This window comes from Loktanella sp. PT4BL (assembly GCF_003201935.1).
GTDB lineage: Bacteria > Pseudomonadota > Alphaproteobacteria > Rhodobacterales > Rhodobacteraceae > Yoonia.
On record NZ_QJJL01000002.1, the window covers coordinates 568,974 to 593,054 of the forward strand.

The 24,081-nt window shown below is 58.2% G+C and carries 19 protein-coding genes and 3 tRNA genes; 7 read left to right on the forward strand and 15 right to left on the reverse strand.

Annotated features, from left to right (window positions below; translation table 11 throughout):
• Window positions 1-63 precede the first annotated feature (63 nt).
• The 7 genes from C7964_RS07700 to hemA form a co-directional block, all read right to left on the reverse strand.
• Entirely contained in the window at window positions 64-2,580 is a 2,517-nt protein-coding gene (locus C7964_RS07700) for a penicillin-binding protein 1A (protein ID WP_110279079.1), read from the reverse strand.
• A 135-nt stretch (window positions 2,581-2,715) separates the two neighbouring features.
• Window positions 2,716-3,870: an N-acetylmuramoyl-L-alanine amidase gene (locus C7964_RS07705; RefSeq protein WP_110279080.1), complete on the reverse strand. Its 1,155-nt coding sequence runs from the start codon at window positions 3,868-3,870 to the stop codon at window positions 2,716-2,718.
• Window positions 3,867-5,012, reverse strand: coding sequence for a pyridoxal phosphate-dependent aminotransferase (locus C7964_RS07710; RefSeq protein WP_110279081.1), 1,146 nt, complete (start codon window positions 5,010-5,012; stop codon window positions 3,867-3,869). The genes C7964_RS07705 and C7964_RS07710 overlap by 4 nt, the downstream gene beginning before the upstream one ends.
• A 62-nt stretch (window positions 5,013-5,074) precedes the next feature.
• The gene (locus C7964_RS07715) at window positions 5,075-5,731 is read right to left on the reverse strand and encodes a hypothetical protein (protein WP_110279082.1); all 657 of its coding nucleotides are present in this window, start codon (window positions 5,729-5,731) and stop codon (window positions 5,075-5,077) included.
• Window positions 5,732-5,738: 7 nt separating this feature from the next.
• Window positions 5,739-6,860 (reverse strand): flavodoxin-dependent (E)-4-hydroxy-3-methylbut-2-enyl-diphosphate synthase, encoded by a 1,122-nt coding sequence (gene ispG / locus C7964_RS07720; protein ID WP_110279083.1) that lies wholly within the window; start codon window positions 6,858-6,860, stop codon window positions 5,739-5,741.
• 77 nt (window positions 6,861-6,937) lie between these two features.
• Entirely contained in the window at window positions 6,938-8,134 is a 1,197-nt protein-coding gene (locus C7964_RS07725; RefSeq protein ID WP_110279084.1) for a helix-turn-helix domain-containing protein, read from the reverse strand.
• 116 nt (window positions 8,135-8,250) lie between these two features.
• The gene (hemA, locus tag C7964_RS07730) at window positions 8,251-9,474 is read right to left on the reverse strand and encodes a 5-aminolevulinate synthase (RefSeq protein WP_110279085.1); all 1,224 of its coding nucleotides are present in this window, start codon (window positions 9,472-9,474) and stop codon (window positions 8,251-8,253) included.
• A gap of 302 nt (window positions 9,475-9,776) precedes the next feature.
• On the opposite strand from hemA, the gene C7964_RS07735 reads away from it, so the two are divergent.
• Both C7964_RS07735 and mgrA read left to right on the forward strand, forming a co-directional pair.
• The gene (locus tag C7964_RS07735) at window positions 9,777-11,150 is read left to right on the forward strand and encodes a M20/M25/M40 family metallo-hydrolase (RefSeq protein ID WP_110279086.1); all 1,374 of its coding nucleotides are present in this window, start codon (window positions 9,777-9,779) and stop codon (window positions 11,148-11,150) included.
• Between the two features lie 57 nt (window positions 11,151-11,207).
• Complete coding sequence (gene mgrA / locus C7964_RS07740; RefSeq protein WP_286163837.1) at window positions 11,208-12,275, forward strand: L-glyceraldehyde 3-phosphate reductase; 1,068 nt, start codon at window positions 11,208-11,210, stop codon at window positions 12,273-12,275.
• A 58-nt stretch (window positions 12,276-12,333) separates the two neighbouring features.
• Here mgrA and C7964_RS07745 read toward each other — a convergent pair.
• From C7964_RS07745 to C7964_RS07755, 3 genes are all read right to left on the reverse strand, one after another.
• A tRNA-Asp gene (locus C7964_RS07745) sits at window positions 12,334-12,410 on the reverse strand.
• Between the two features lie 285 nt (window positions 12,411-12,695).
• Window positions 12,696-12,772, reverse strand: a tRNA-Asp gene (locus tag C7964_RS07750).
• A 71-nt stretch (window positions 12,773-12,843) separates the two neighbouring features.
• The gene (locus C7964_RS07755; protein ID WP_110279088.1) at window positions 12,844-13,782 is read right to left on the reverse strand and encodes a pirin family protein; all 939 of its coding nucleotides are present in this window, start codon (window positions 13,780-13,782) and stop codon (window positions 12,844-12,846) included.
• A 356-nt stretch (window positions 13,783-14,138) separates the two neighbouring features.
• On the opposite strand from C7964_RS07755, the gene C7964_RS07760 reads away from it, so the two are divergent.
• The 5 genes from C7964_RS07760 (at window position 14,139) to C7964_RS07780 (ending at window position 18,663) form a co-directional block, all read left to right on the forward strand.
• Window positions 14,139-14,972, forward strand: coding sequence for a MurR/RpiR family transcriptional regulator (locus C7964_RS07760; protein WP_286163838.1), 834 nt, complete (start codon window positions 14,139-14,141; stop codon window positions 14,970-14,972).
• A gap of 220 nt (window positions 14,973-15,192) precedes the next feature.
• A complete protein-coding gene (locus tag C7964_RS07765; RefSeq protein ID WP_110279090.1) occupies window positions 15,193-16,173 on the forward strand; it encodes a TRAP transporter substrate-binding protein in 981 nt (326 codons plus the stop codon).
• A 20-nt stretch (window positions 16,174-16,193) separates the two neighbouring features.
• The gene (locus tag C7964_RS07770) at window positions 16,194-16,715 is read left to right on the forward strand and encodes a TRAP transporter small permease (RefSeq protein WP_110279091.1); all 522 of its coding nucleotides are present in this window, start codon (window positions 16,194-16,196) and stop codon (window positions 16,713-16,715) included.
• Window positions 16,715-18,001 (forward strand): TRAP transporter large permease, encoded by a 1,287-nt coding sequence (locus C7964_RS07775; protein WP_110279092.1) that lies wholly within the window; start codon window positions 16,715-16,717, stop codon window positions 17,999-18,001. The genes C7964_RS07770 and C7964_RS07775 overlap by 1 nt, the downstream gene beginning before the upstream one ends.
• The gene (locus tag C7964_RS07780) at window positions 18,001-18,663 is read left to right on the forward strand and encodes an aspartate/glutamate racemase family protein (RefSeq protein WP_110279093.1); all 663 of its coding nucleotides are present in this window, start codon (window positions 18,001-18,003) and stop codon (window positions 18,661-18,663) included. Before C7964_RS07775 ends, C7964_RS07780 begins: the two co-directional genes overlap by 1 nt.
• A gap of 140 nt (window positions 18,664-18,803) precedes the next feature.
• Here the strand turns inward: C7964_RS07780 and C7964_RS07785 are convergent.
• The 5 genes from C7964_RS07785 to tgt form a co-directional block, all read right to left on the reverse strand.
• Window positions 18,804-18,879: transfer RNA gene (locus C7964_RS07785), tRNA-Val, on the reverse strand.
• Between the two features lie 41 nt (window positions 18,880-18,920).
• Window positions 18,921-19,481, reverse strand: a complete 561-nt coding sequence (locus C7964_RS07790; RefSeq protein WP_110279094.1) for a histidine phosphatase family protein — start codon at window positions 19,479-19,481, stop codon at window positions 18,921-18,923.
• 22 nt (window positions 19,482-19,503) lie between these two features.
• Window positions 19,504-19,818: an HU family DNA-binding protein gene (locus C7964_RS07795; RefSeq protein ID WP_110279095.1), complete on the reverse strand. Its 315-nt coding sequence runs from the start codon at window positions 19,816-19,818 to the stop codon at window positions 19,504-19,506.
• Between the two features lie 127 nt (window positions 19,819-19,945).
• Window positions 19,946-22,351 carry an endopeptidase La gene (gene lon, locus C7964_RS07800; RefSeq protein ID WP_110279096.1) on the reverse strand — a complete coding sequence of 802 codons (2,406 nt, stop codon included), beginning with the start codon at window positions 22,349-22,351 and terminating at the stop codon, window positions 19,946-19,948.
• A 264-nt stretch (window positions 22,352-22,615) separates the two neighbouring features.
• The gene (gene tgt / locus C7964_RS07805) at window positions 22,616-23,749 is read right to left on the reverse strand and encodes a tRNA guanosine(34) transglycosylase Tgt (protein WP_110279097.1); all 1,134 of its coding nucleotides are present in this window, start codon (window positions 23,747-23,749) and stop codon (window positions 22,616-22,618) included.
• Window positions 23,750-24,081 lie beyond the last annotated feature (332 nt).

Sequence of the window (24,081 nt, forward strand, 5' to 3'; positions counted from 1 at the left end):
GTTCGTCAATGATATTTGATGATGCGGTCTTAGCGCGCCCTTAGGAGCGCGACAAGCACATGGTCAGTAGAGACCACCCGAAGACAGCGTCCCGAAGGTCGCCTTATCACCCACAGTCGCCGTTTCACCTGTCGATGTGGTCACCTGACGCTGTGCGGCCTGTGCTTCCTCAAAGAGCGGCAGATCGGCCGCCATTGCAAAACCACCGTCAAACATGATGCCGAACAAAGGCTCTTCGCCGGGGCGGAAACATTCGCGGACGACGTTATCGCCGGTAGCATCATCAGGCAGGCGTGCGCCGCTGAAACGGTCGATATTGATGAACTGGCAATTGGCAGGCACGCGGAAGGAGCCCGAGCCGTACTTCTCGATCGCTTCTTCCATGAACCGGTTGAACACCGGCCCACAGAACCCGCCACCCGAGGCACCACGGCCCAAGGTGCGCGGCGTATCATAGCCGATATAACAGCCTGCCACGATATTGGACGAAAAGCCCACGAACCACACATCTTTGGCGTCGTTGGTCGTACCGGTCTTGCCCGCAATCGGCACAGGAAGGTTCACCGTACCGCTTGCGGTGCCGCGCTGCACAACACCCTGCATCATCGAGGTCAGCTGATAGGCGGTGATTTCATTCATCACGCGGTCGCGGTTCGACATGATCCGCGGCCCGTCACCGGCAGGCAGATTGGCCTGATCGCAATCAAGACATGTGCGCTGGTCATGGCGGTAAACCGTGTGGCCGTAACGGTCCTGCACGCGGTCAACCAGCGTCGGCTCGACCCGTTCACCACCATTGGCGAACATCGCATAGGCGGCAACCATCTTGAACAAAGTGGTCTCATCGGACCCGAGCGAGGCCGCAAGCACGCGGTTCATATCCTCGTAGACACCAAAGCGTTCCGCATAGCGCCCGACCGTATCAATCCCGATTTCCTGGGCAAGACGGATCGTCATCAGGTTCCGCGACCGCTCGATCCCCGTCCGCATTGGTGTGGGGCCATAGAACTGGTTGGATGAATTGCGCGGACGCCATGTGCCCTGCGGTGTGTTGATCGTGATCGGTGCGTCTACAATGATCGTGGCTGGCGAATAGCCGCTGTCCAAAGCTGCTGCATAGACAAACGGCTTGAACGATGATCCGGGCTGGCGCTGCGCCTGTGTGGCGCGGTTGAATACCGAGCTTTCATAGCTGAAGCCGCCCTGCATCGCGATCACACGGCCGGTGTTGACGTCCATCGCCATAAACCCGCCCTGCACCTCGGGCACCTGTCGCAAGGACCAGCGTTCAAAATTGCCGTCGCCGTCCAGCAAACGACGCACGTGAACCACGTCACCGGGCGTGAAATTGTCAAAGAAATCACCCACCAGCCAACGGATATCGACACGCGGCACCACAAAGGGTTCGGCCTCTGTGTCTTCCACACCTTCAATGCCGATCGTGAGCGTGTTCTCGGCCACCTCGCGGATCACCGCCGGATACCACTGACCGTCCAGATCAATGCTGCGGGGCACGTTCAGACCGGCAAGGGCTGCGCGCCAGTCCTCTTCGTTGGCCAAAGCTTCTTGCGGGATCGTCAGTTCGGTGCCGCGCCAGGCGCCCTGCGCGCGGTCATACTCCTCCAGTGCGCGCTGCAGGGAATGGGCCGCAGTCACCTGCAACTCGGGATCGATGGTCGCACGGATCGACAAACCGCCCGAGAAGAATTCCTCTTCCCCGAAGTTCTGGCTCAACTGGCGGCGGATTTCATCAGTGAAATAATCCCGCTCGGGCAATGTCTCGCGGAAATCCTCATAGTCGCCGCCCTGTACAGACAGAAGCGGGGCTGCGCGCTCGGTCTCATAGGTCTCTTCGTCGATATAACCGTTCTCGAACATCTCGCGCAGGGTGTTGTTGCGCCAGAACACAGCGGCCTCACGGTCGCGCACAGGGTGGCGGTTGCTCGGCGCCTTCGGCAAAGACGCAAGATAAGCCGCCTCGCCCGGGGTCAGTTCGGTCAGAGGTTTGTTGAAATAGGTCAGCGCGGCAGCGGTTACGCCAAAACTGTTCTGGCCCAGAAAAATTTCGTTAAGATAGAGTTCCAGAATACGCTCTTTGGGCATCGCACCCTCAATGCGTACCGCCAGAATGATCTCTTTGATCTTGCGCTCGACCGAACGTGATCCATCCAGAAGGAAGTTCTTCATCACCTGCTGGGTGATCGTGGACGCCCCGCGCAGGTTTTCGCCGCGCGATTCCACCGCATCCACAAAGGCCGACACCATACCCATGGCGTCATAACCGCCATGTTCGTAGAAATTCTTGTCCTCGGCAGAAATGAAGGCCTGCTTGACGATATCGGGGATTTCCTCGGCGGGGGTGAACAGACGACGCTCGACCGCAAATTCGTCGATAATCTGCCCCTCACCAGAATAAATCCGGCTGATTGTCTTGGGCGTGTACTGCGACAGGGTTTCATAACTCGGCAGGTCGCGGCCATACATATAAAGCACAGCACCAATCGCCAGCGCCCCCATAAAGGCCCCGAGCGTCAGCAGTGTGAACAAGCCGCCGAAGAAAGAAAGAATAAAGCGCAACACGAAAGGGAACCCAGTCCTGATAGTTTCAGGCGCCGTTATACGCGCTCCACCCCCTATGGTCAAAAGGCCAAATGCCACGTTCGGCCAGAAGATGCCTGCAATTCGGTCACTTTTTGAGCAGCAGGCCGCTGGTTTTTACCGCGCCAAAAGCACCACGGTGTCGCGGATCGCGCGCGCAATCCGTGCCCGTCCTTCGGGGGTCGCCAGAAACGCGCGGTCCTGCGCATTCGACAAGAACCCCGCCTCGATCAGCACACTGGGAAAATCCGCCGCCGTCAGCACCACAAACTGCCCTTCGCGGCGCGGACGCGAATTCATCGGAACGCCCTGCGCCTGCATCGCCGCCGCAAGTGCGTCGGCTATCCGCACGCCCTCTGGTCCCGTGCGGGCGCGCGCCAAATCCATCAGCGCGGTCGCCACGCGGTCCTCGGCGTCGTTCAGATCGATACCCGCCAAAAGATCACCGCGCTCGTGGCGCTCGACGATCCGCTGGGCCGCAGCATCGCCACCATCGGATGACAGCGTATAGACCGAGGCACCACGCACGTCTTCTTCGCCCAAGGCATCCGCATGCAATGACAGAAACAAATCCGCCCCCACCTGCCGCGCAAATGTCATTCGCGCCGAAAGCGGGACGAATACGTCATCCTCGCGTGTCAGCACCGCCTGCACGCCCTCTTGCGCGTTCAACATGACTGCAAGCTCGGCCGCAAGGATCAGCATCAGATCGGCCTCTTTGATGCCGCCCTGAAAGGCACCGGGGTCAATGCCGCCATGTCCGGGATCAATCACCACGATGAAATCCTCACTCGCAGCAAGGGCTGCGGCGGCATCGGGATCAAACCCCGTTACAACATCCCAGCCCGGATCGGGTGGCGCGCCTGCGGCGGCGGCAAATTCATCGGCGCTCGCACGCTCGAGCACAATTGTCAGATCAGCGCCCGCATCGGTCCGCACCATGCCCGCCTCGGCAATGACAAGGGGTTCAGCCAAATCAACCACCATCCGCGACCACCCGGGGCGCAGCGGGCCAAAGCGCACATCTGTTGCCCGATCGCCCGACAACAGCGCAGCGGCATCAAGCCCTGTAAACGAGGCCCCTTCCACATCCAGCACCAGACGGCGCGGGTCATCCAGCGTGAATACGCGGTACGGCGTGATCCGGTCCAGCCCCATGGCAACCTCAAGCGTCCACCAGCCGTCGCTGACACTGGTGCGCTCAGGGTCGACCGTGACCTGAGCGGTGGCCAGATTGGCGATAAAGAGGAAAGACAGTAGCCAGCGGATCATGCCCGCCGCCCCTGCATGAACCGCGCCAGCCGGTCTAGCCCTTCGGTGATATCCGCCGTGGAGCGCGCATAGGAAAACCGCAACCAGTGGTGGCCGCGTGCGGCATCAAAATCAAGTCCCGGCGTGACGGCAACGCCTGCCTTTTCCAAAATCTCGGCAGCAAATGCCAAGGCATCATCGGTGTATTCCGACACATCCACATAGACATAGAATGCCCCGTCAGGCGGCGCAAAACGGGTCAGGCCAGCGGCCTGCAACCCCTCAATCATCAGCGCCCGATTGGCGCGGTACACAGCCTTGTTCGCTTCAAGCTCATCGGTGCAATCCATCGCATGCAACGCCAGCCGCTGGGCGGCATGGGGCGCACAGATGAACATATTCTGCGCCAGACGCTCGACCTGCCGGATGTGATCTTCGGGCACAATCATCCAGCCCACACGCCAACCGGTCATCGAGAAATACTTGGAAAAGGAATTCACGACATAGACGTCATCGGTGACCTGCAACGCCGAGACAGGGGCCACATCATAATCAATCCCGTGATAGATCTCGTCTGAAATGAACGCAGCACCCTGTGCTGCACAGGCCGCCGCCAATTCGGCCAAACCGTCACGATCCAGCATTGTCCCCGTCGGGTTCGCGGGCGAGGCGACGATCAGCCCGTCCAGATCATGCGCTGCCACATCGGCAGGTGCCGGCTGAAAACGCTGCGCAAATGTCGTGGGAATATCAATCGGGGTCAGGCCCACGGCCCGTAAAATCTGGCGATAGGACGGATAGCACGGCGTGCCCAGCCCGACCCGCGCGTCATTGTCAAACAACGCCGAAAACGCGAGCAGGAACGCGCCCGACGCCCCGCTGGTGATCACCACGCGCGCCGGATCAAGCGTCACCCCGTACCAATCGGCGTAATGCTTCGCGATCCGCGCTTTCAACTCCGGCAGACCCAGCGCCACCGTGTAACCCAAAGGGTCCGCCAGATCGTCAATCAACCGCGCCTTCGCCGCCTCCGGCGCACCGGTGCCAGGCTGGCCCACTTCCATATGGATGATATGCCGTCCTGCCGCCTCGGCCTGACGCGCGGCCTCCATTACGTCCATCACGATGAAAGGATCGACATTACCTCTGTCTGAGCGTCGCATAGCCTGCCTCTTTTGTTTGGGTGCCTGTTTGCCCCTGTCAGGCGGTCAAGGTCAATGGCCCGCTAGAAGGCCGCCGAAAGCGGTACCAGAAAATCATGGATCTGCCGCGCCTTTTGCGACACTTGCGCGCCGATCGCTGCGGGATCGGCCACGTCACTGGCCCATGTCGCATTGACGGCCAAAGTCGCATTGATCGCCATCACTGGCATCCGGCACAGCCCCGCATCACAATAGGCGACAACAGGCGCCTGATTGGGAAAGGGCGGCTGCACCTGACAGCTGACTGCGCCGGTTGGCGCCAGAGCACAGAGGTAATCCTCCCCGCGCGTCACCGTCATGTCGGGATGAGAGACCGCCGCCAGATGTGCCACTGCCGCCTCTTGCGCTTCGGCAAGGGCATCAGGCCAGAGCGCAACGCGCAAATCGCGCAGAGAAATCCCCGCCGCCGCAGGATCATAGGCAACCGAACTGACCACAGGGATCGGATTGCCGCGCCCGTCCACCGCCAGATCACGTACATCACGGCAAAGGGTCTGCGCGGTCAGCAGCAAGGGCGCACCATCAAACCCTTCGGCGCGCAGCACAATGCCGCCGCGATAGGTCACGCCATCGCCGCCTGTCAGGCCAAAATCTACAAAACGGTAAAAATCAGGGCAGGTTTGCGCAGATACGGCAGAACTGCCAAGCAGCAAAACCAGCAAGACAGGCAGGCCGCGCAACCTGCGCCTACTCCGCCGCTGCGGCTTGCGCTTCCAGTTCAGCGGCCTTTTTCTCGACCTGTTCGACGATATGATCGACCATATCTTCGTTGGACTGCTTGTGGCTCTGCTTGCCTGCAAGATAGACCATGCCGGACCCTGCCCCGCCGCCCGTAAAGCCCACATCGGTCATCAGCGCCTCTCCGGGGCCGTTCACGACACAGCCAATAATCGACAGCGACATCGGCGTTTTGATATGCTCCAGCCGCTTTTCCAGCGCCTCGACGGTCTTGATCACGTCAAAGCCCTGACGCGCGCAGGACGGACAGGAAATGATGTTCACACCGCGATGGCGCAGACCCAGAGATTTCAGGATCTCGTAACCGACCTTCACCTCTTCCACCGGATCGGCAGAAAGGCTGACACGGATCGTATCACCGATCCCCATCCAGAGCAGATTTCCCAGCCCAATCGCCGACTTGATGGTGCCCGAGGTCAAACCACCGGCTTCGGTAATGCCGAGGTGGATCGGCGCGTCGGTGGCATCGGCCAGTTGCTGATAGGCCGCGGCGGCCATGAACACGTCAGAGGCTTTGCAGGAAATCTTGAATTCGTGGAAATCATTATCCTGCAGGATTTTGATATGATCCAAACCGCTTTCCACCATCGCATCGGGACAAGGCTCGCCGTATTTATCAAGCAAGTGCTTTTCCAGCGACCCCGCGTTGACGCCAATCCGGATGGAACAATTATGGTCCCGTGCGGCCTTGATCACCTCTTTGACGCGCTTTTCATCCCCGATATTGCCGGGGTTGATGCGCAGGCACGCAGCCCCCGCCTCTGCGGCTTCGATGCCGCGCTTATAATGGAAATGAATATCGGCCACGATCGGCACGGAGACTTCGCTCACAATCTCTTTCAACGCAGCGCTTGACGCCTCATCCGGCACAGAAATACGCACGATATCGGCACCGGCATCGGCGGCGGCCTGCACTTGGGCAATGGTCGCTTTGACATCCGTGGTCAGCGTGTTTGTCATGGTTTGCACGGTAATCGGCGCATCCCCCCCGACGGGGACATTACCCACCATGATCTGGCGCGACTTGCGGCGGTAGATATTGCGCCACGGACGGATATGGTTCAGGGACATGTCAGATCGACTTTCAGATGCGTTAGCGTTGCGCCCAACCTATGTCGGCAGGCGCACATCATCAAGCGACAGTCGTGCTATTCCTCTGCGACAACCTCGGCCACATTCATGATTTCGGCCAGATCTTCATCTGCGCTCAAATCCGCAACGGCATAGGTTTGCGTCAGGTTGTCGGTGCTCAGCGCCACATTGGACGTCACCACGCCCGATGGGCCGACAGGGCCGTAGTGCACGCCGTTGACCGCAAAGTACAAAGCACCGCTTTCACCGACACGCAGCGTTGCGGGCTCTTCGGTCGCGGGCACAACAAAGTTCTGCCCCGGCTCCATCACGCCTTCATAAATAATTGTGCCATCGGCGGCGCGGATACGCACCCACGCGGGACGCACAGCAACAAGTTGCAGTTCCGGCACGTCAGGCTCGACCACCTGCACCGGTGGCAAGGTTTCGGTGGTCACCGTTTCTGCCAACTGCAAATCAGGTGACAAGGCGCGGTCTTCCTGCGGCAGGATTGCGCCAATGCTGTCACGCCGCAAAGTGGAAATCGGCGCATCACGCGCAACAAGCACAGGCACATCCAACGCCTGAGGGCGATAAAGCCGGTCGAGGGACTGCGCGGAAGGCGCTTCAAATCCGGCCAAGGCATCGCTCGGCTCGATTGCATTTGTGGCACCAGCCAGCGGATCAAGATCCGAGACAACAACGGGTGTCTGCTCTACGGGTGCGAATTGCACCTTCTGGACTTCCTGCAACACGGTCCAACCGCCAAAGCCCAGACCGCCAATCAACGCAACCAGCACCAGAACAGAGCCAATGGCGCGCGGTTCGATACCGGCCAGCATCGCGTCGCCTGCCGGTATAAAAGGCGTGGCGGAGGCAGAGAAAATATCCTTGCCCAGCGGTACACCCGCAGGGTCATAGGTCTTGCCCTTCAGAGAAGAGGCCTCAGCCGACATCCCGTGGGCGGTGGCAAACCCGCTTTCGGCACAAAAGCCTGCAAACGCCTCTTCGGGGTCCATGCCAAGGTAGCGTGCATAAGAGCGCACATAACCCGCAATAAAGCCGGGCGTGTCAAAAGCAGAAGGGTCTGCATTCTCGATGGCTGCGATATAGGCTGCTTTGATTTTCAGCTCGCGCTGCACATCCAGAAGGCTTTTGCCCAATGTCGCACGCTCGCCACGCATCACGTCACCCAAGCGCAGGTCATAGGCGTCAAAGCCTCTTGCCTCTGCGTCCTCCGACGCGTCCGCACGCTTGAAGGTCTTCCCGATCATCGACTGTCCCGTCGCTTAATGCCCCTAAGCGCGTACCGTTCAACGAATCGAAACAAAGCCTGCGCCTATCAAGACGTTAGCACGTCACAAAGAGTTATGCACAGGTGTATATAGAGTTAACCGGCCAACTCAGCACGATTCAGCGCACAATGTGACCACAATCCATCCAAAGCGCCTACCAATGCATCCATTTCGCGCGGACCATGCACCGGCGACGGGGTGAAGCGCAAACGCTCGGTGCCACGCGGGACGGTCGGGAAATTGATCGGCTGCACGTAGATGCCAAAGTCGGACAAGAGCATATCGGACAGCTTCTTGGTATGGACCGGATCCCCGACAATCAGCGGCACGATATGGCTGCCGTGATCAATAATCGGCAGGCCCATTCCCTTCAGACGCAGCTTGAGGATTTTCGCCTGGGTCTGGTGCTGGACGCGCAGCGCCTGATCTGTCTTCAGATGGGCGACGGATGCCGCAGCACCCGCTGCAACAGCAGGCGGCAGCGATGTCGTAAAGATGAACCCCGGCGCGTAAGAGCGGATGGCGTCACACATTTTCGCGCTGGCGGCGATGTAGCCACCCATCACACCATATGCCTTGGCCAAGGTGCCGTTGATGATATCAATCCGCCCCATCAGACCATCACGCTCGGCAACGCCTGCCCCGCGCGGTCCGTACATGCCTACTGCATGCACCTCGTCGATATAGGTCAGCGCACCGAATTCATCGGCCAGATCGCAGATGTCCCTGATTGGTCCGAAATCACCATCCATCGAATAGATCGATTCAAAAGCAATCAGCTTTGGCGCATCAGGATCATCAGCCGCAAGCAGTTCGCGCAGGTGCGCTACGTCATTATGGCGGAAAATCCGCTTGGCGCCCCCGTTGCGGCGCACACCTTCGATCATCGACGCATGGTTCAAAGCGTCGGAATAGATAATCAGACCCGGAAACAACTTTGGCAAAGTGCTCAACGTCGCATCATTCGCGATATAGGCCGAGGTGAAAAGCAGCGCCGCTTCCTTGTGGTGCAGGTCGGCCAACTCGGCCTCCAGACGCTTGTGATACACCGTTGTGCCGGAAATATTGCGCGTCCCGCCAGACCCCGCACCGGTGGCCTCGATCGCTTCGTGCATGGCGGCCAAAACGACAGGATGCTGGCCCATGCCCAGATAATCATTCCCGCACCAAACGGTGACAGGCGCCTCTGATCCGTCGGGCTTACGCCACGTCGCATGGGGGAACTGACCGCGTTTGCGCTCGATATCAATGAAGGTCCGGTAGCGACCTTCGGTGTGCAACCGTTCGATCGCAATGTCCAACTTGGCGTTATAATCCACGTCTTTCGTCCTCTTTGTCGGACCAAAAGCCACTTTATGTAGCGGTTTTTGAATCGTTCTAAGCGTCATATAGGGCACAACCGCACGGGACAAGCCGTTACAAAGTGTCACCCCCCTTTCCGTCCCTTTTTGGAGAGCATCCTCCGCCGGTTCATTGATCTGCATCAACAACTTTCCATGTCCCCTCAAACTTCGGGGTGAGCGCCAAAGGCGCGAGGGGCAGCGCCCCTTTCTACGCCCCCCATTGACCTTGTGCCGGTTTCCGACAACCCTGCGCGAAAATCCCAAATATGAGGCCCGCCATGACCCTAGACCCCGTCCTCGCACGGATCGACGCCGATCTGCCCCAAGCCACAGAGCGTTTGTTTGAACTGCTGCGCATCCCCTCCATCTCGACCGACCCTGCCTACAAGGCAGATTGTGATCGGGCCGCAGACTGGCTTGTGGCAGATCTGAAATCCATTGGTTTTGACGCCTCCAAGCGCCCGACACCCGGACATCCGATGGTCGTCGGCCATACCGGCGGCGACGGGCCGCATGTTCTGTTTTACGGGCACTACGACGTGCAACCCGTTGATCCGCTTGAACTTTGGGATAACGACCCCTTTGATCCCCGCATCGAGGAAACACCAAAAGGCAAGGTTATCCGCGGTCGTGGCACCGCGGACGACAAAGGCCAGCTGATGACCTTTGTCGAGGCCTGCCGCGCATGGAAAGCCGTGCATGGCACCCTGCCCGCCAATATCTCGATGTTCTTCGAGGGCGAAGAGGAATCCGGCTCGCCCTCGCTGACGCCGTTCATGGAAGAAAACCGCGCCGAGCTGACCGCCGATATCGCGCTGATCTCGGACACCTCTCTCTACGACGCGAATACGCCCGCGATCATGACACAACTGCGCGGTCTTCTGGGCGAAGAGCTGACTATCACAGGCCCAAGCCGCGACCTGCATTCGGGCATGTACGGCGGGATCGCCATGAATCCTGCCCGCGTGCTGGCACGCATCATCGCAGCACTGCACGACGATGAGGGCCGGATTACCGTGCCCGGTTTCTATGACGGCGTGCCCGAGCTTTCGAACGAATTGGCCGCGGCCTGGGACGGCCTGAAATTCGATCACGAAAGCTTTCTGGGCGAAGTCGGCCTGTCCGAGCCTGCAGGCGAGAAAGGCCGCCGCCCGCTGGAAATGATCTGGTCGCGTCCCACCTGCGAGGTAAACGGTATCTGGGCGGGCTATACCGGCGATGGCTTCAAAACGGTGCTGCCGTCCAAGGCCTCGGCGAAAATCAGCTTCCGGCTTGTCGGCACACAGGATCCCCACGAAATCCGCAAGGCCTTCCGCAAAATGGTGCAGGATATGCTGCCCGCCGATTGCAGCGTCAGCTTCAAAGACCATGGCGCGAGCAAGGCCTCGGTGATGACCACCACGCATCCGGCCTTTGCGCAGGCCCGCAAGGCACTTTCGGACGAATGGCCGAATGCGGCGGCCTTTACCGGCGGCGGCGGGTCGATCCCGATTGCGGGGCACTTCAAGGAAATCCTCGACATGGACACGATGCTGATCGGTTTTGGCAAAGACGACGACGGGCTGCATTCCCCGAACGAGAAATTCGATCTGTTCTCCTTTCACAAAGGCATCCGCAGCTGGGCACGTATCCTGCACGCGATGACAAGCTAGTATAGCGCGGGGGCAGGATCCGTTTGACATGCCCCCGCATTCGCCCATGTTAGGCGCATGAGTAATACATCACGCCCCCCGTATATGAGCACATCCCCCTACCACCCGGCCGCTGACCGCTATGACAAAATGGTCTACCGCCGCTGTGGCAACTCGGGTGTGCAACTTCCCGCCATCAGCCTTGGCCTGTGGCACAATTTCGGCGAGGACACGCCGCACGCCACCAAGCGCGCCATGTGCCAGACGGCGTTTGATCTGGGGATCACGCATTTTGATCTGGCCAATAACTATGGCCCGCCCGCAGGGTCGGCAGAAGAGGCCTTTGGCGACATCCTCAAGACCGACTTCAACGGCCACCGCGACGAACTGATCATTTCAAGCAAAGCAGGCTACGACATGTGGCCCGGCCCTTACGGCGAATGGGGATCACGCAAATACCTGATCGCATCCTGTGACCAATCGCTGAAACGGATGGGGCTGGATTACGTCGACATCTTCTATTCGCACCGCTTCGATCCCGATACTCCGCTGGAAGAGACTATGGGCGCGCTTGATCATATCGTGCGTTCAGGCCGCGCGCTTTATGCGGGCATCTCGAGCTACAATTCCCAACGCACACGCGAGGCAGTGGCGATCCTCAAAGACCTCGGCACGCCCTGCCTGATCCACCAGCCGTCCTACAACCTGCTGAACCGCTGGGTCGAGCATGACGGCCTCTTGGATACGCTGGATGATCTGGGCGTTGGCTCCATCGCGTTCACACCTTTGGCGCAAGGTATCCTGACGTCAAAATATTTGGGCGGCATTCCCGAAGGCAGCCGTGCGACCCAAGGCAAATCGCTTCTCGACGGCATGATCAACGAAAGCTCGCTCGCGAGCGTGCGCGCACTCAATGACATGGCACAGGCACGGGGGCAAACCCTTGCGCAAATGGCCATCGCATGGGTTCTGCGCGGCGGTCGCGTGACCACAGCGCTGATCGGTGCGTCACGACCCGAACAGATCATTGATTGCGCTGGTGCCATCGACAACCTCGACTTTACCGAGGCCGAGCTGAAACAGATCGACGAGATCAGTTCCGAGGAAGCGATCAACCTCTGGGCCCGCTCGTCGGAGTTGGATTAAGCGCGCGTCAAAAAGAAGGTGGGCCATGACCCACCTTTTAAGCAGCAACTTGGGAAAATGGCGCGGTTGACGGGGCTCGAACCCGCGACCCCCGGCGTGACAGGCCGGTACTCTAACCAACTGAGCTACAACCGCGCGTAGGGGGCGGAATAGTCGTGGATGCGCGGGGCGTCAACGCCGAATCTTCATCGCGGCGTGGTTTTTCCGAAATGGTCCGACAGAATTTACATCCTGTTCAGAATTGACCGCGCGCGGTGCGTTAACCTGCGCGGATGTCCGCATCTGTGTGTACAGGCTGTGTACGGATGCTGTACCGCTTGTGCACCGGACTTTTGCCAGGAAAATAACGGTAAACGCAGTCAAACGCCACGGTGCCGCCAAGGGCGTTGCGTCATCTTCTGATCGGCGGGGGGAAGGCAGTGGCGCGGTTGACGGGGCTCGAACCCGCGACCCCCGGCGTGACAGGCCGGTACTCTAACCAACTGAGCTACAACCGCGCATCTGCTTGTTCAACTTGCGCTGAACGTGCGCTGCTTCTAAGTGCGCAAACCCGCCCCGTCAAGCGCCCTTAACGCTCAGGCAGCGGAATAAATTCCGTGTCATCACCGGGGGGCAATTGAAAGCGGCCATTCTGCCAATCTCCCTTGCGCCAGGCCTCTTTGGCCTCCTCAATGCGTTCCTTGCTCGACGCCACAAAATTCCACCAGATATAACGGTCGCCTTCCATGGTCGCCCCGCCCAGCAACATCACACGGGCCCCCCAAGGCCCCGCTTTCATGCTGATCCGGTCACCAGGCCGGAAGGTGACCATCTTGCCCTGATCAAACACCTGCCCTGCGATTTCCACTTCTCCTTCAAGCACATAGGCCCCACGGTCTTCGTGGTTGTCCGTCAGCGGCATGGCCGCAAAAGGTTCCAGCACTGCATCGAGATAGAACATTTCAGACGGCGTCTCGACCGGCGCGCGTTCGCCATAAGCCTCGCCCATAATCAGGCGCACCTGCTTGCCCTCACCTTCCATGAAGGGCAATTCCGCCTTGGGCGCATGGATGAAACCCGCTTCGCGATCCTCGGCCCCTTTGGGCAGCGCGATCCATGACTGGATGCCAAACATCCGCTGCGGCTTCATCCGCTGGATTCCGTCAATGCGTTCCGAATGGGTGATCCCGTGACCCGCCACCATCAGGTTCACATCGCCTGCTTCGATCCACTGGTCCGTCCCCAGACTATCGCGGTGATGTATCGTCCCGCTATGCAGATAGGTGACGGTCGCCAGCCCGATATGGGGATGCGGGCGCACATCAATGCCCTCGCCCGTCAGAAACTCGGCCGGACCCATCTGGTCAAAGAAAATAAAGGGCCCAACCATCTGCCGGCGGGGTGCCGGCAAAGCGCGGCGCACTTCAAAACCACCCAGATCACGGGCACGAGAAACGATGACGGTGTCGATCGCATCAATCGCGTCACCGGTCGGGTTATGCGTATTCAAACTCGGATTCCAGCTCATCTGTGTGCTCCATCATTTATGTCTCAGCCAATTTAACATGTGCACTGAAATATGATACATCACTCATTTTATACGATATGTGCAAAATTGCGCATAACTGACCCCAACACGCTTAAAAGGGGGTGCCTAAGGGCAGGTGAAAGGCAGCTGTCAAACCCGAGCGGGAGAGACCAGCATCATATCTTAATCGCCTCTTGCTGCTCTCAGGGGTAACAGAATCCAAACTTATGCGCTGCTAGCATGTCTTGGTCATGCGTATCGCGCCTTTCCCGACAAGAGCGAATAATCCTGACTGACAACTTTAATCTGTTTACCTCGCCACCAACTCAACGCATTTTGCACATATGACCACAGATGTGACCAAGCCATTCTTGTTGCGCGTACGCGACGCCCTGCCGGAACTGCATCCGAGCGAACAAAAGCTTGCCGAACTTGTGCTGGATTTCCCGGGCGAGATGGCGGGCTATACCGCAACCGAAATTGCCGAGCTTGCGAATGTGTCCAACGCCACCGTGTCGCGCTTTGTACGGCGGATCGGCTATGGATCGTTTGACGAAGCGCGCCGCGCGGTCAGGGATGAACAGCGCGCAGGTACCGCTCTGCTGCGCTTTTCGTCTGAAACCCCGCAACGCGGGGGCGCGGTTGCTGCGCATTTCGAAACAAGCCAGCAGAACCTTGAACTGACCTATGGTGCGATAGATGATGCACTGATCGACGATCTCGCCGAGGCGCTTATCGCCGCCCCACGGGTGTGGTTTGTCGGGTTTCGTGCGGGCCAGCCCTTTGCGCAATATCTGGGCTGGCAGACATCGCAGGTCCTGGCAAATGTCAGCGTGATGCCCAGAGCGGGGGAAACACTGGCGGAAAGCCTTGCATCCTTGTCGCCGCAGGACGTTGTCGTGCTTATCGCCTTGCGCCGCAAGCCAAAGCTCCTTGCCGCAGTGGCGGATGCGGTCGTGCACGCTGGAGCCGCCCTTGCGGTGATCGAAGACCGACCCAGCCCTGAAACCGTTGGCGCGCGGTGGCAGATGACATGCGTAACCTCTGCCGACGGTCCATTGATGAACCACGTCAGTACCATGGCCGTGTGTAATCTTGTTGCTGCGCGCACAATCGCGCTGTCCGGCGCATCAGGCCGAAGCCGGATGGCAGCCATTGAAGACGGCCACAGACGGTTTGACGAACTATAAGCCAGCGCGCCCCAGACCCTGCAGGGCGTCGCGGAACTTGTACAAAACCTGATCATTTCCAGAGAAAAGCGCAAAAACGCTGCCGCAAAATGAGGCAGCGCATGAAAACTTAGGGCAAATACAAGAAAAAATGTTTTCTTAAGTACGTTACTAAGAAAATCTTTTTCCAGACGTAATCCTCGATTCTCTTCGATCCCAACCCGTTGCAAAGGAAAAAAGCATGACTTTCTCCCGTACCCAATTATTCGCCGTGGCAAGCGCCGCATTTCTACCAGCCGTTGCCAGCGCAGAAGCTGTGATGCAGATCAATTCATCATTGCCCGAAGGCTCTTTCGCGCATGTCTTCCTGCTGGAATACGAGCAGCGACTTGAGGCCGCTGCACCCGGCGAAATCGACGTCCAGATTTTCATGTCCAACACGTTGGGCAAGGAAGAAGACGTTCTTCAAGGCCTCGGTTTCGGCACGCATCAGGCCTCTTTGTCGGCATCTGCTGTCGCGCAGATCAATACACGCACATCAATTTTTGATCTGCCCTATCTGTTCGAGGACCGCGCAGCAGTGCAAACCTTCATCGACAGCCCTGCGGGCAAGATGTTGGCTGACGGGTTCAATGGTACCGGTATGGTATTGGCCGCAATGTGGGACAACGGCTTTCGCCAGATCACCAATAACGTGCGCCCGATTGTAACGCCGGCCGACCTTGACGGTCTCAAAATCCGCACACCCACCAACCGCCAGCGCGTTGAAATGTTTAATACATTGGGTGCCAACGCCACACCACTTTCGTTTGGAGAGGTCTATTCCGCTCTGGATCAGGGCACAATTGACGGGCAGGAAAACCCCGCAAACGTTGTTGATACGGCCAAGCTCTTCGAAGTGCAGGACTATATGTCGCTGTCCAACCACGTCTATCTGCCCACGTTTCTGATGATCGGCGAACCCTTCCTTGCATCACTGGACGACGAGCTGCGCGCAACCGTGATTTCCGTGGCCCAAGAGGTAGCACCGTGGTCGTTTGCATGGGGCGAGACAACCGACGCTGAAACCATCGCAGCCCTCTCTGACCGGATCGCGATTAACGAGATTGACTTTGCCGCGTTCCAAAGTGCTGCCGCACCGCTCTATGAAAGCCCGACCTTCGTTGACGTGATCGGCGCGGATATGATCGCAGCGACCAAAACCGCTCTCGGTATCGAGTAAAGCGGGACAGGAGAGCACGCATGGACCGTTTTGACGCCTTTTTCTCGCAATTGGACCGCTGGCTTGGCGCCGTGCTGGATGTGGTTGTGATCGGTCTTGCCGGCCTTCTGCTCTTTTTATTGAACTGGGCGGTCTTCGCCCGGTTCGTTCTGAATGACAGCGTGTCATGGGGTGAGGAATTGCCAGCCCATCTCTTGGCAATGCTGACATTCATTGGCGCGGCTTACCTGACGCGGACCAATGAACATTTGGGGTTTGATGCGGTTTTGCGTGTCATGCCACCAAAGATGATGCGCGTCGTCACCGCTTTGAACCTGATCCTGATGGGGTTCTTCGGGCTGATTCTCGCGTGGTACGGCGGGATTGCCGCAGCCAGCTTTGGCACGCGCTCCTTGATCTCTGTTGACGCCCCGATGGCCCTGTTCCGTGGGGCAATGCCCTTTGGCGGCGCCCTGATTACTCTGTTTTGTGCGGTAAGGCTGGTCGGCATCGTGTCCGGCCGTATCGACCCTTTGGACCTTTTGCCCGAAAGTGACGCCTGATGTTTCTTGATCCCGGATGGATGATTCTCATCCTGCTTGTCACCCTGCTTATCGCAGGCCTGCCGATCGCCTTTGTGTTGGGTGTTACGGCCGCAACCATGATCATTCTCGATCCGGCGGTCATGCCGCAGATCATCGGTCTGATCCCCTTTGGTGGTGCGAACAACTATCTGCTTGTGGCTGCTCTTTTGTTCATGATCGCGGGCGAGATCATGAACCAGGGCAAGATCGCGGAGAAACTGATCGCCTTTGCTTCCTCACTCGTCGGACATATCCGGGGTGGTCTGGCGCATGTCAACATTCTGACATCGCTGTTCTTTTCCGAGATTTCGGGCACAGCTACATCGGACGCGGCCGCGATCGGATCAGTCATGATCCCGCAGATGAAAAAGCGCGGTTACCCGGTCGCATTTGCGGCGGCTGTGACTTCGACATCGGCCACAATGGCGATCATCGTGCCGCCCAGCCTGAACCTGATCCTCTATGCCTATGTCGCCAACGCGTCGATTGCCGAACTTTTTGCCGCCGGGATTGTGCCGGGTCTGCTGGTCTGCGCGCTTCTGATGGGCACAGCCTATGCAATTTCCGTCAAGCGCGGCTACCCGACCGAAGGCGCGTTCTCTTTCGCGCGTGTGCTTGAAACAGGTAAGGACGCCGCCCTTCCGCTCACCCTGCCGATACTTGTGCTGGCGGGCATCCTTGGCGGTGTCTTCACAGCGACAGAAGCCGGTGCCATTGCTGCCTTCTGGTCGATCGTCTTGGCGATGGGTGTTTACCGGACGGTGCGCATGGGCACTGTTGTCGATACGCTGCGTATTGCCGGCAAGCGCTCGGCGATGCTGATGTTTATCGTCGCAACCTCCACACTCTTGGGTTGGTATCTGACCAACCAGCGCATTCCGCAGGACATCGCAGAGGCCATTCTGGGCCTTTCCGACAACTACTGGGTTGTTCTGCTTGTCATCAACATCTTCTTTCTGTTGGCCGGCACAATCATTCATGGCACACCTGCGATCCTGATGCTGGTGCCCATTTTCCTGCCACTGGCAGATCAGCTGGGCATTGACCGCGTGCATTTCGGTTTGATCCTGACAATCAACCTCGGGATCGGGCAACAGACGCCACCGGTTGCCTCGGTTGTCTTGATCACCTGCGCCATCGCCAAGATTTCCATCGCCAAGATCATCCCCTCGATGCTGATGTTCATCGGGGCCATGCTGATTGCCCTGTTGCTGATCAATCTGTTTCCTGCGCTGTCTCTCTGGCTGCCATCGGTCATCCTCTGATGCGCTTGCTGATCATCAATCCAAACACCTCCAAAGGTGTCACTGAACGCATCAGAGAGGCCGCAAATGCCGCAGCAGAGCCTGACGACCATTTCACGACGATATGCCCGTCATTCGGCCCTGAACTGATCGTGACACCGCAAGATGCCGAACTGGCCAGCCGTGCTGTGGTCGAGACTGTGAAAGCCTACAACGCTCCCTGCGACGGAATTGTGCTGGCATCTTTCGGCAATACGGGCGCAGAAGAGGTCCGAGCGCTGCGGCCGGATGTCCCCGTCATCGGGATCGCCACCGCGGCTTTTGCCGTCGCAGGCGCCCTTGGCGGACCCTTCGGCATCGTGACATTTGGCCAAAGCCTTGTCCCGGGGTTGACAGACAAAGCGAAAGAAGCAGGTGTCGGGGGCCAGCTGATTGGCGTTGATGCGCTCGCGATAAATGATTTCGGCGATCCCGGCACGGTGCAATGCCGATACAGGCGTGAACTTGGCCAGCTGTGTTCCGAAATGCAGCAGCGTGGCGCCACCAGCATCGTGATGGGCGGCGGTCCTTTGGCAGGTCTTGCGGCCAAGATCGGCGCGCATTGCCCTGTGCCGCTGATTGACGGCACGAGCAGCGCGATCAGTATCATACGCAGCGCGACGCTCGGCACATCGCCGCAGTGAAATCCAAAAACAGGATGTCGAGTGTTAAAGCCGCGATCACAGGTCCAAAGGGCATGACCTGATCAAATAGGTGGCCGATCAGTGTGCTATTGAAAGCCAAATCACCTTCAAGCACGGTATCACTTTGATGTCATGAAGAATGGTGGGTGATGAGAGGCTCGAACTCCCGACATCTTCCGTGTAAAGGAAGCGCTCTACCAACTGAGCTAATCACCCGATGCGGCATCATTTAGACGAGTGTTCAGGGTAGTGCAAGCCTATTCCAAGAGGAATTGTTCGCCATCTTTGAGGTGGTAAACACAGCCCTGCCCGCCATGGCTGTTACGCTGCGCATGGGCCTTTTCGCCCACGACCAGACCACGGATCATGCTGCTGGTGATCCCATGCGTGACAAGCACCGCCGGCCCGCGCAAATCTGCCAGAAAATCAAGGCATCGCTGCTTGAGCCGCGCAAAGCCTTCGCCGTTCGGAGCGATCTCGTATTGTGCCATGAACGGGTCTTTGCCCTTCGGCATGGGCAGCTCATGGCGCAAGCGCCCCGACCAATCCCCGACCCCGATTTCGCGCAAACGATCATCGGTGCGGATATGATCCGCAATCCCTGCCAGAGCAATTCCTGCTGTCTGGAACGCACGGCCCTGCGGACTTGTAAGAAACACAAAGCCCGTCAAATCGCGCGCACCGAGAATTTCACCCTGCTTTGCCGCATCGCGCAGACCTTTGTCAGTCAGGGGCGAGTTCAAATCCCCCTGCATCCGGTTTTCGGCGTTCCACGTCGTTTCGCCGTGGCGCAGGATATAGAGTTCAGGAAAGCTCATTGCGGGTAAAGCGGTGCCTCGTTCACGTGTCGTCAGGATCGGACGAGGCAGCCACAGTCGCATCCTTCGGTGTCCGTAATTTCAGCGTGACAACCGCAGCACCACCATCGAGTGGTTTTGTCTTGACCACACGCAGCTTGCCCAAAGGCGGCAGGTTCACGACCTGCCCGTCGCGCAGTGCCTCGCCCAGCACGGCCAAAGCGGCCTCAACGGCGGGCTTCACATCCCGCTTCTTGAGGTTGGTACGCGCCACCACGGCATCAAGCAGTTCCGGCTTTTTGAGCATTGCGTCATCAGTTTTCGCAGTTTCCGGCTCTTCTTTCGGCGTCCGTGCCATGTGCATTCATCCCTTTGCCAGTTGGCGGCATTACGTCCCTTGCGGCCAGCAACGTCAAGCAGATAGCACATGCAAAAGGCGCCCTTGCAAGCAAGGGCGCCTTATTGTTCTAGCCAGAATTCCGGACTTAGTGCGCGCGTGCGCCTTCACCGCCGTCCTGCGCCTTGAGTGCGGCGGCGGCTGCCTCTTCAGCGGCCTCGTCCCACTCGATCGGCTCGGGCTTGCGGACCAGCGCATGTTCCAGCACCTCAGAGACATGTCTGACAGGGATGATGGTCAGCCCCTCTTTCACATTGTCCGGAATATCGGGCAGGTCTTTGGCGTTGTCCTGCGGGATCAGCACTGTGGTGATACCCCCACGCAGCGCCGCCAGCAGTTTTTCTTTCAAACCACCGATCGGCATCGCGTTGCCGCGCAAAGACACCTCGCCCGTCATGGCGATATCCTTGCGGACCGGAATACCCGTCAGCACCGACACAATGGATGTCACCATCGCGAGACCGGCACTTGGCCCGTCCTTTGGTGTCGCCCCGTCCGGCACGTGGACGTGAATGTCGATAGTATCGAATTTCGGCGGCTTCACCCCGATTTCGGGCGCGATTGAACGCACATAGGATGACGCCGCATCAATCGATTCCTTCATCACATCGCCCAGCTTACCGGTGGTTTTCATCCGGCCTTTACCCGGCAGGCGCAGCGCTTCGATATTGAGAAGCTCGCCACCCACAGAGGTCCAAGCCAGACCCGTCACAACACCGACCTGATCGCTTTCTTCAGCAAGACCGAAGCGGTACTTTTCCACGCCGAGGAAGTCGGAAAGATTGGCAGCCGTGACTTCGATCACATCTGCTTCTTTCTTGACGATCATGGTCACGGCCTTGCGCGCCACTTTCGCCAATTCGCGTTCCATGTTCCGCACACCGGCTTCACGGGTATAGACCCGCACCATGGCCAGCAATGCGTCATCGGAGACCGAGAACTCCTTGGCCTTCAAACCGTGGTTCTTCATGACCTTCGGCAACAGGTGCTGCTTGGCGATTTCCACCTTTTCGTCCTCGGTATAACCCGAGAGCGAAATGATCTCCATCCGGTCCAAAAGCGGCCCCGGCATGTTGTAGGAGTTCGCCGTCGTCAGGAACATCACGTTCGAAAGGTCATATTCGACCTCCAGATAGTGATCCACGAATGTGCTGTTCTGTTCAGGGTCCAACACCTCAAGCATGGCGGATGCGGGATCACCACGGAAGTCCTGACCCATCTTGTCGATCTCGTCGAGCAGGATGAGCGGGTTCGTGGTTTTCGCCTTTTTCAGCGCCTGAATGATCTTGCCGGGCATCGAACCGATATAGGTCCGGCGGTGGCCGCGGATCTCAGATTCGTCACGCACACCACCAAGACTGATGCGGATAAACTCGCGCCCTGTGGCCTTGGCGACCGATTTGCCCAACGACGTCTTACCCACACCCGGAGGGCCGACCAGACACATGATCGGGCCCTTGAGCTTGGCAGAGCGTTGTTGCACCGCAAGGTATTCGACAATCCGCTCTTTGACCTTCTCAAGACCGTAGTGATCCGCATCAAGGATCGCCTGCGCTTTGTGCAGGTCCTTTTTCGTGCGGGATTTGGTGCCCCATGGCACGCCCAGGATCCAGTCCAGATAGTTGCGCACAACAGTGGCTTCGGCGCTCATCGGCGACATGTTCTTGAGCTTCTTCAGCTCGGCATCCACCTTTTCGCGGGCCTCTTTGGACAGCTTGGTCTCGGCGATTTTCGCCTCAAGCTCATCCACCTCGTTCTGGCCGTCCTCACCATCGCCAAGTTCTTTCTGAATGGCCTTCATCTGCTCATTCAAATAGTACTCGCGCTGGGTGCGCTCCATCTGGGATTTCACGCGGGTCTTGATCTTTTTCTCGACCTGCAGCACGGACATTTCGTCCTGCATCATGCCAAAGACCTTTTCCAGCCGCTCGGACACGGAAAGCGTTTCCAAAAGCCCCTGCTTTTGTTCGACTTCAATACCCAGATGACCGGCAACAAGGTCGGCCAGTTTCGCAGGCTCGGTTGCATCGCCGACAGCGGCCATGGCCTCTTCGGGGATGTTTTTCTTGACCTTCGCATAACGCTCGAACTCGGCCGAGACATTGCGCACAAGCGCCTCGATCTCGGCAGGATCGCCATCGGTTTCAGTCAGGTATTCACATGACGCCTCAAAGAAGCTGTCGTTGGCAACAAAACCTGTGATCTTGACGCGCGCACGGCCCTCGACCAGCACCTTCACGGTACCGTCCGGCAGCTTCAGCAGCTGCAGCACATTGGCCAGAACGCCTGTCTTGTAGATGCCGTCCTCTTTGGGGTCGTCCTCACCGGGGTCGACCTGACTGGACAGCAAAATCTGCTTGTCGTCCTGCATCACCTCTTCAAGGGCGCGGACAGATTTATCACGGCCCACGAAAAGCGGCACGATCATATGTGGAAACACCACAATGTCGCGCAACGGCAGGACGGGATAGGATGAACTCAACGGTTCTTGCATGCTCTTTTCCTTTTCTCGGCAAGACGCGCCGGTCCCGCTTTAGCGGCAACATGGAGCGTCTCCTCTTGGGATCAATATGTGGGATGACCTACCATAGGTTTCAACTCATCCATTATCTCTTCATGGCAACTTGCCCGTCACAGACCGGAGTCGCAAGGCGCGATTGCGGAAAATATCCCATAAAAGACTGCCTCTGCATCCCAACTTTCCATGTCCAATCAAACTTTCGCCGAAGGCAATCCTGCCCCTGCCAAGCTTCCAGCCCTAGTTGACGGGCGCGATATCCCCAAGCGCACGGGTGGCGTGGAATTCGGCCTCCCAATCTGCAAAGCGGCCTGCTGCAATCGCATTACGCATCCCCTGCATGATCTCCTGGAAATAATGCAGGTTATGCCATGTCAGAAGCATACCCGATATCATTTCCTGCGCACGGAACACATGGTGCAGGTACGCGCGGGAATAATGGGAACAAGCCGGACATGTGCAATGTTCATCCAGTGGCCGGGGATCATCCGCATGGCGCGCGTTCTTGATATTGATCACACCGCGGCGGGTGAATAACTGGCCGGTGCGGCCGGACCTGCTGGGAAGCACACAGTCCATCATATCAATCCCGCGTTTGACAGCACCCACGATATCGTCGGGCTTACCCACGCCCATCAGGTAGCGGGGTTTATCGACCGGTAATTGATCGGGCGCGAAATCAAGCACGCCGAACATCGCCTCCTGCCCTTCGCCCACGGCCAGACCACCCACGGCGTACCCATCAAACTCCACCGCTTTCAGCGCTTCGGCGCTTTGTTCTCGAAGGTCTTGTTCCAAGCCGCCTTGCTGTATCCCAAAGAGCGCGTATCCCGGCCTGTCGCCAAAGGCATCGCGCGACCGCTGCGCCCAACGCATCGACAATTCCATACTTTCCGCGATCCGCTTGCGATCAGCAGGAAGTGCCGGACATTCGTCGAAACACATCACGATGTCCGACCCGAGCAGTTTTTGAATTTCCATCGACCGTTCGGGCGTCAGTTCATGTTTGGAGCCGTCAATATGGCTTTTGAAGGTCACGCCCTTCTCGGTCAGCTTGCGCAACTCGGCAAGGCTCATTACCTGAAAACCACCGCTGTCAGTCAGGATCGGTTTGTCCCAGTTCATGAATTTGTGCAGACCACCAAGGCGGTCGATCCGTTCCGCCGTTGGGCGCAGCATCAGGTGATAGGTATTGCCAAGCAAGATATCAGCACCGGTCGCAGCCACACTTTCAGGCATCATCGCCTTGACGGTGGCGGCGGTGCCGACGGGCATAAATGCAGGCGTGCGAATATCCCCGCGCGGGGTTGAGATTACGCCGGTGCGGGCTTTGCCGTCAGTGGCGTTCAGGGCGAATGAAAAGCGTTGGGTCATATGCCTCTCTTCCCCGATATCGCTGAATTTGCCAAGGGGCTTCGGTTTTTGGCAGACCTCCCTCGGATGAGTAACCCCGCAAGATCAGTCTGAGCGCATCAGGCGCCTGTTGCTCGCTGAATGACACGATAGGCAGAGCAATAATGCAGACCCAAATGCTGCCTCGGATAGTGGCAATGTAGAGGAATTGCGGCAGAAAACGTGCGGAAATATGTCAAAAATGACATAATTACAACTGCTTACTAGTCTTTAGGTCAGGTGTACTTCATACATAAAAATTGTTATATCTTGATCATTGCTTATCAAAATTAGCCTCTCGAATAGAACGCAGC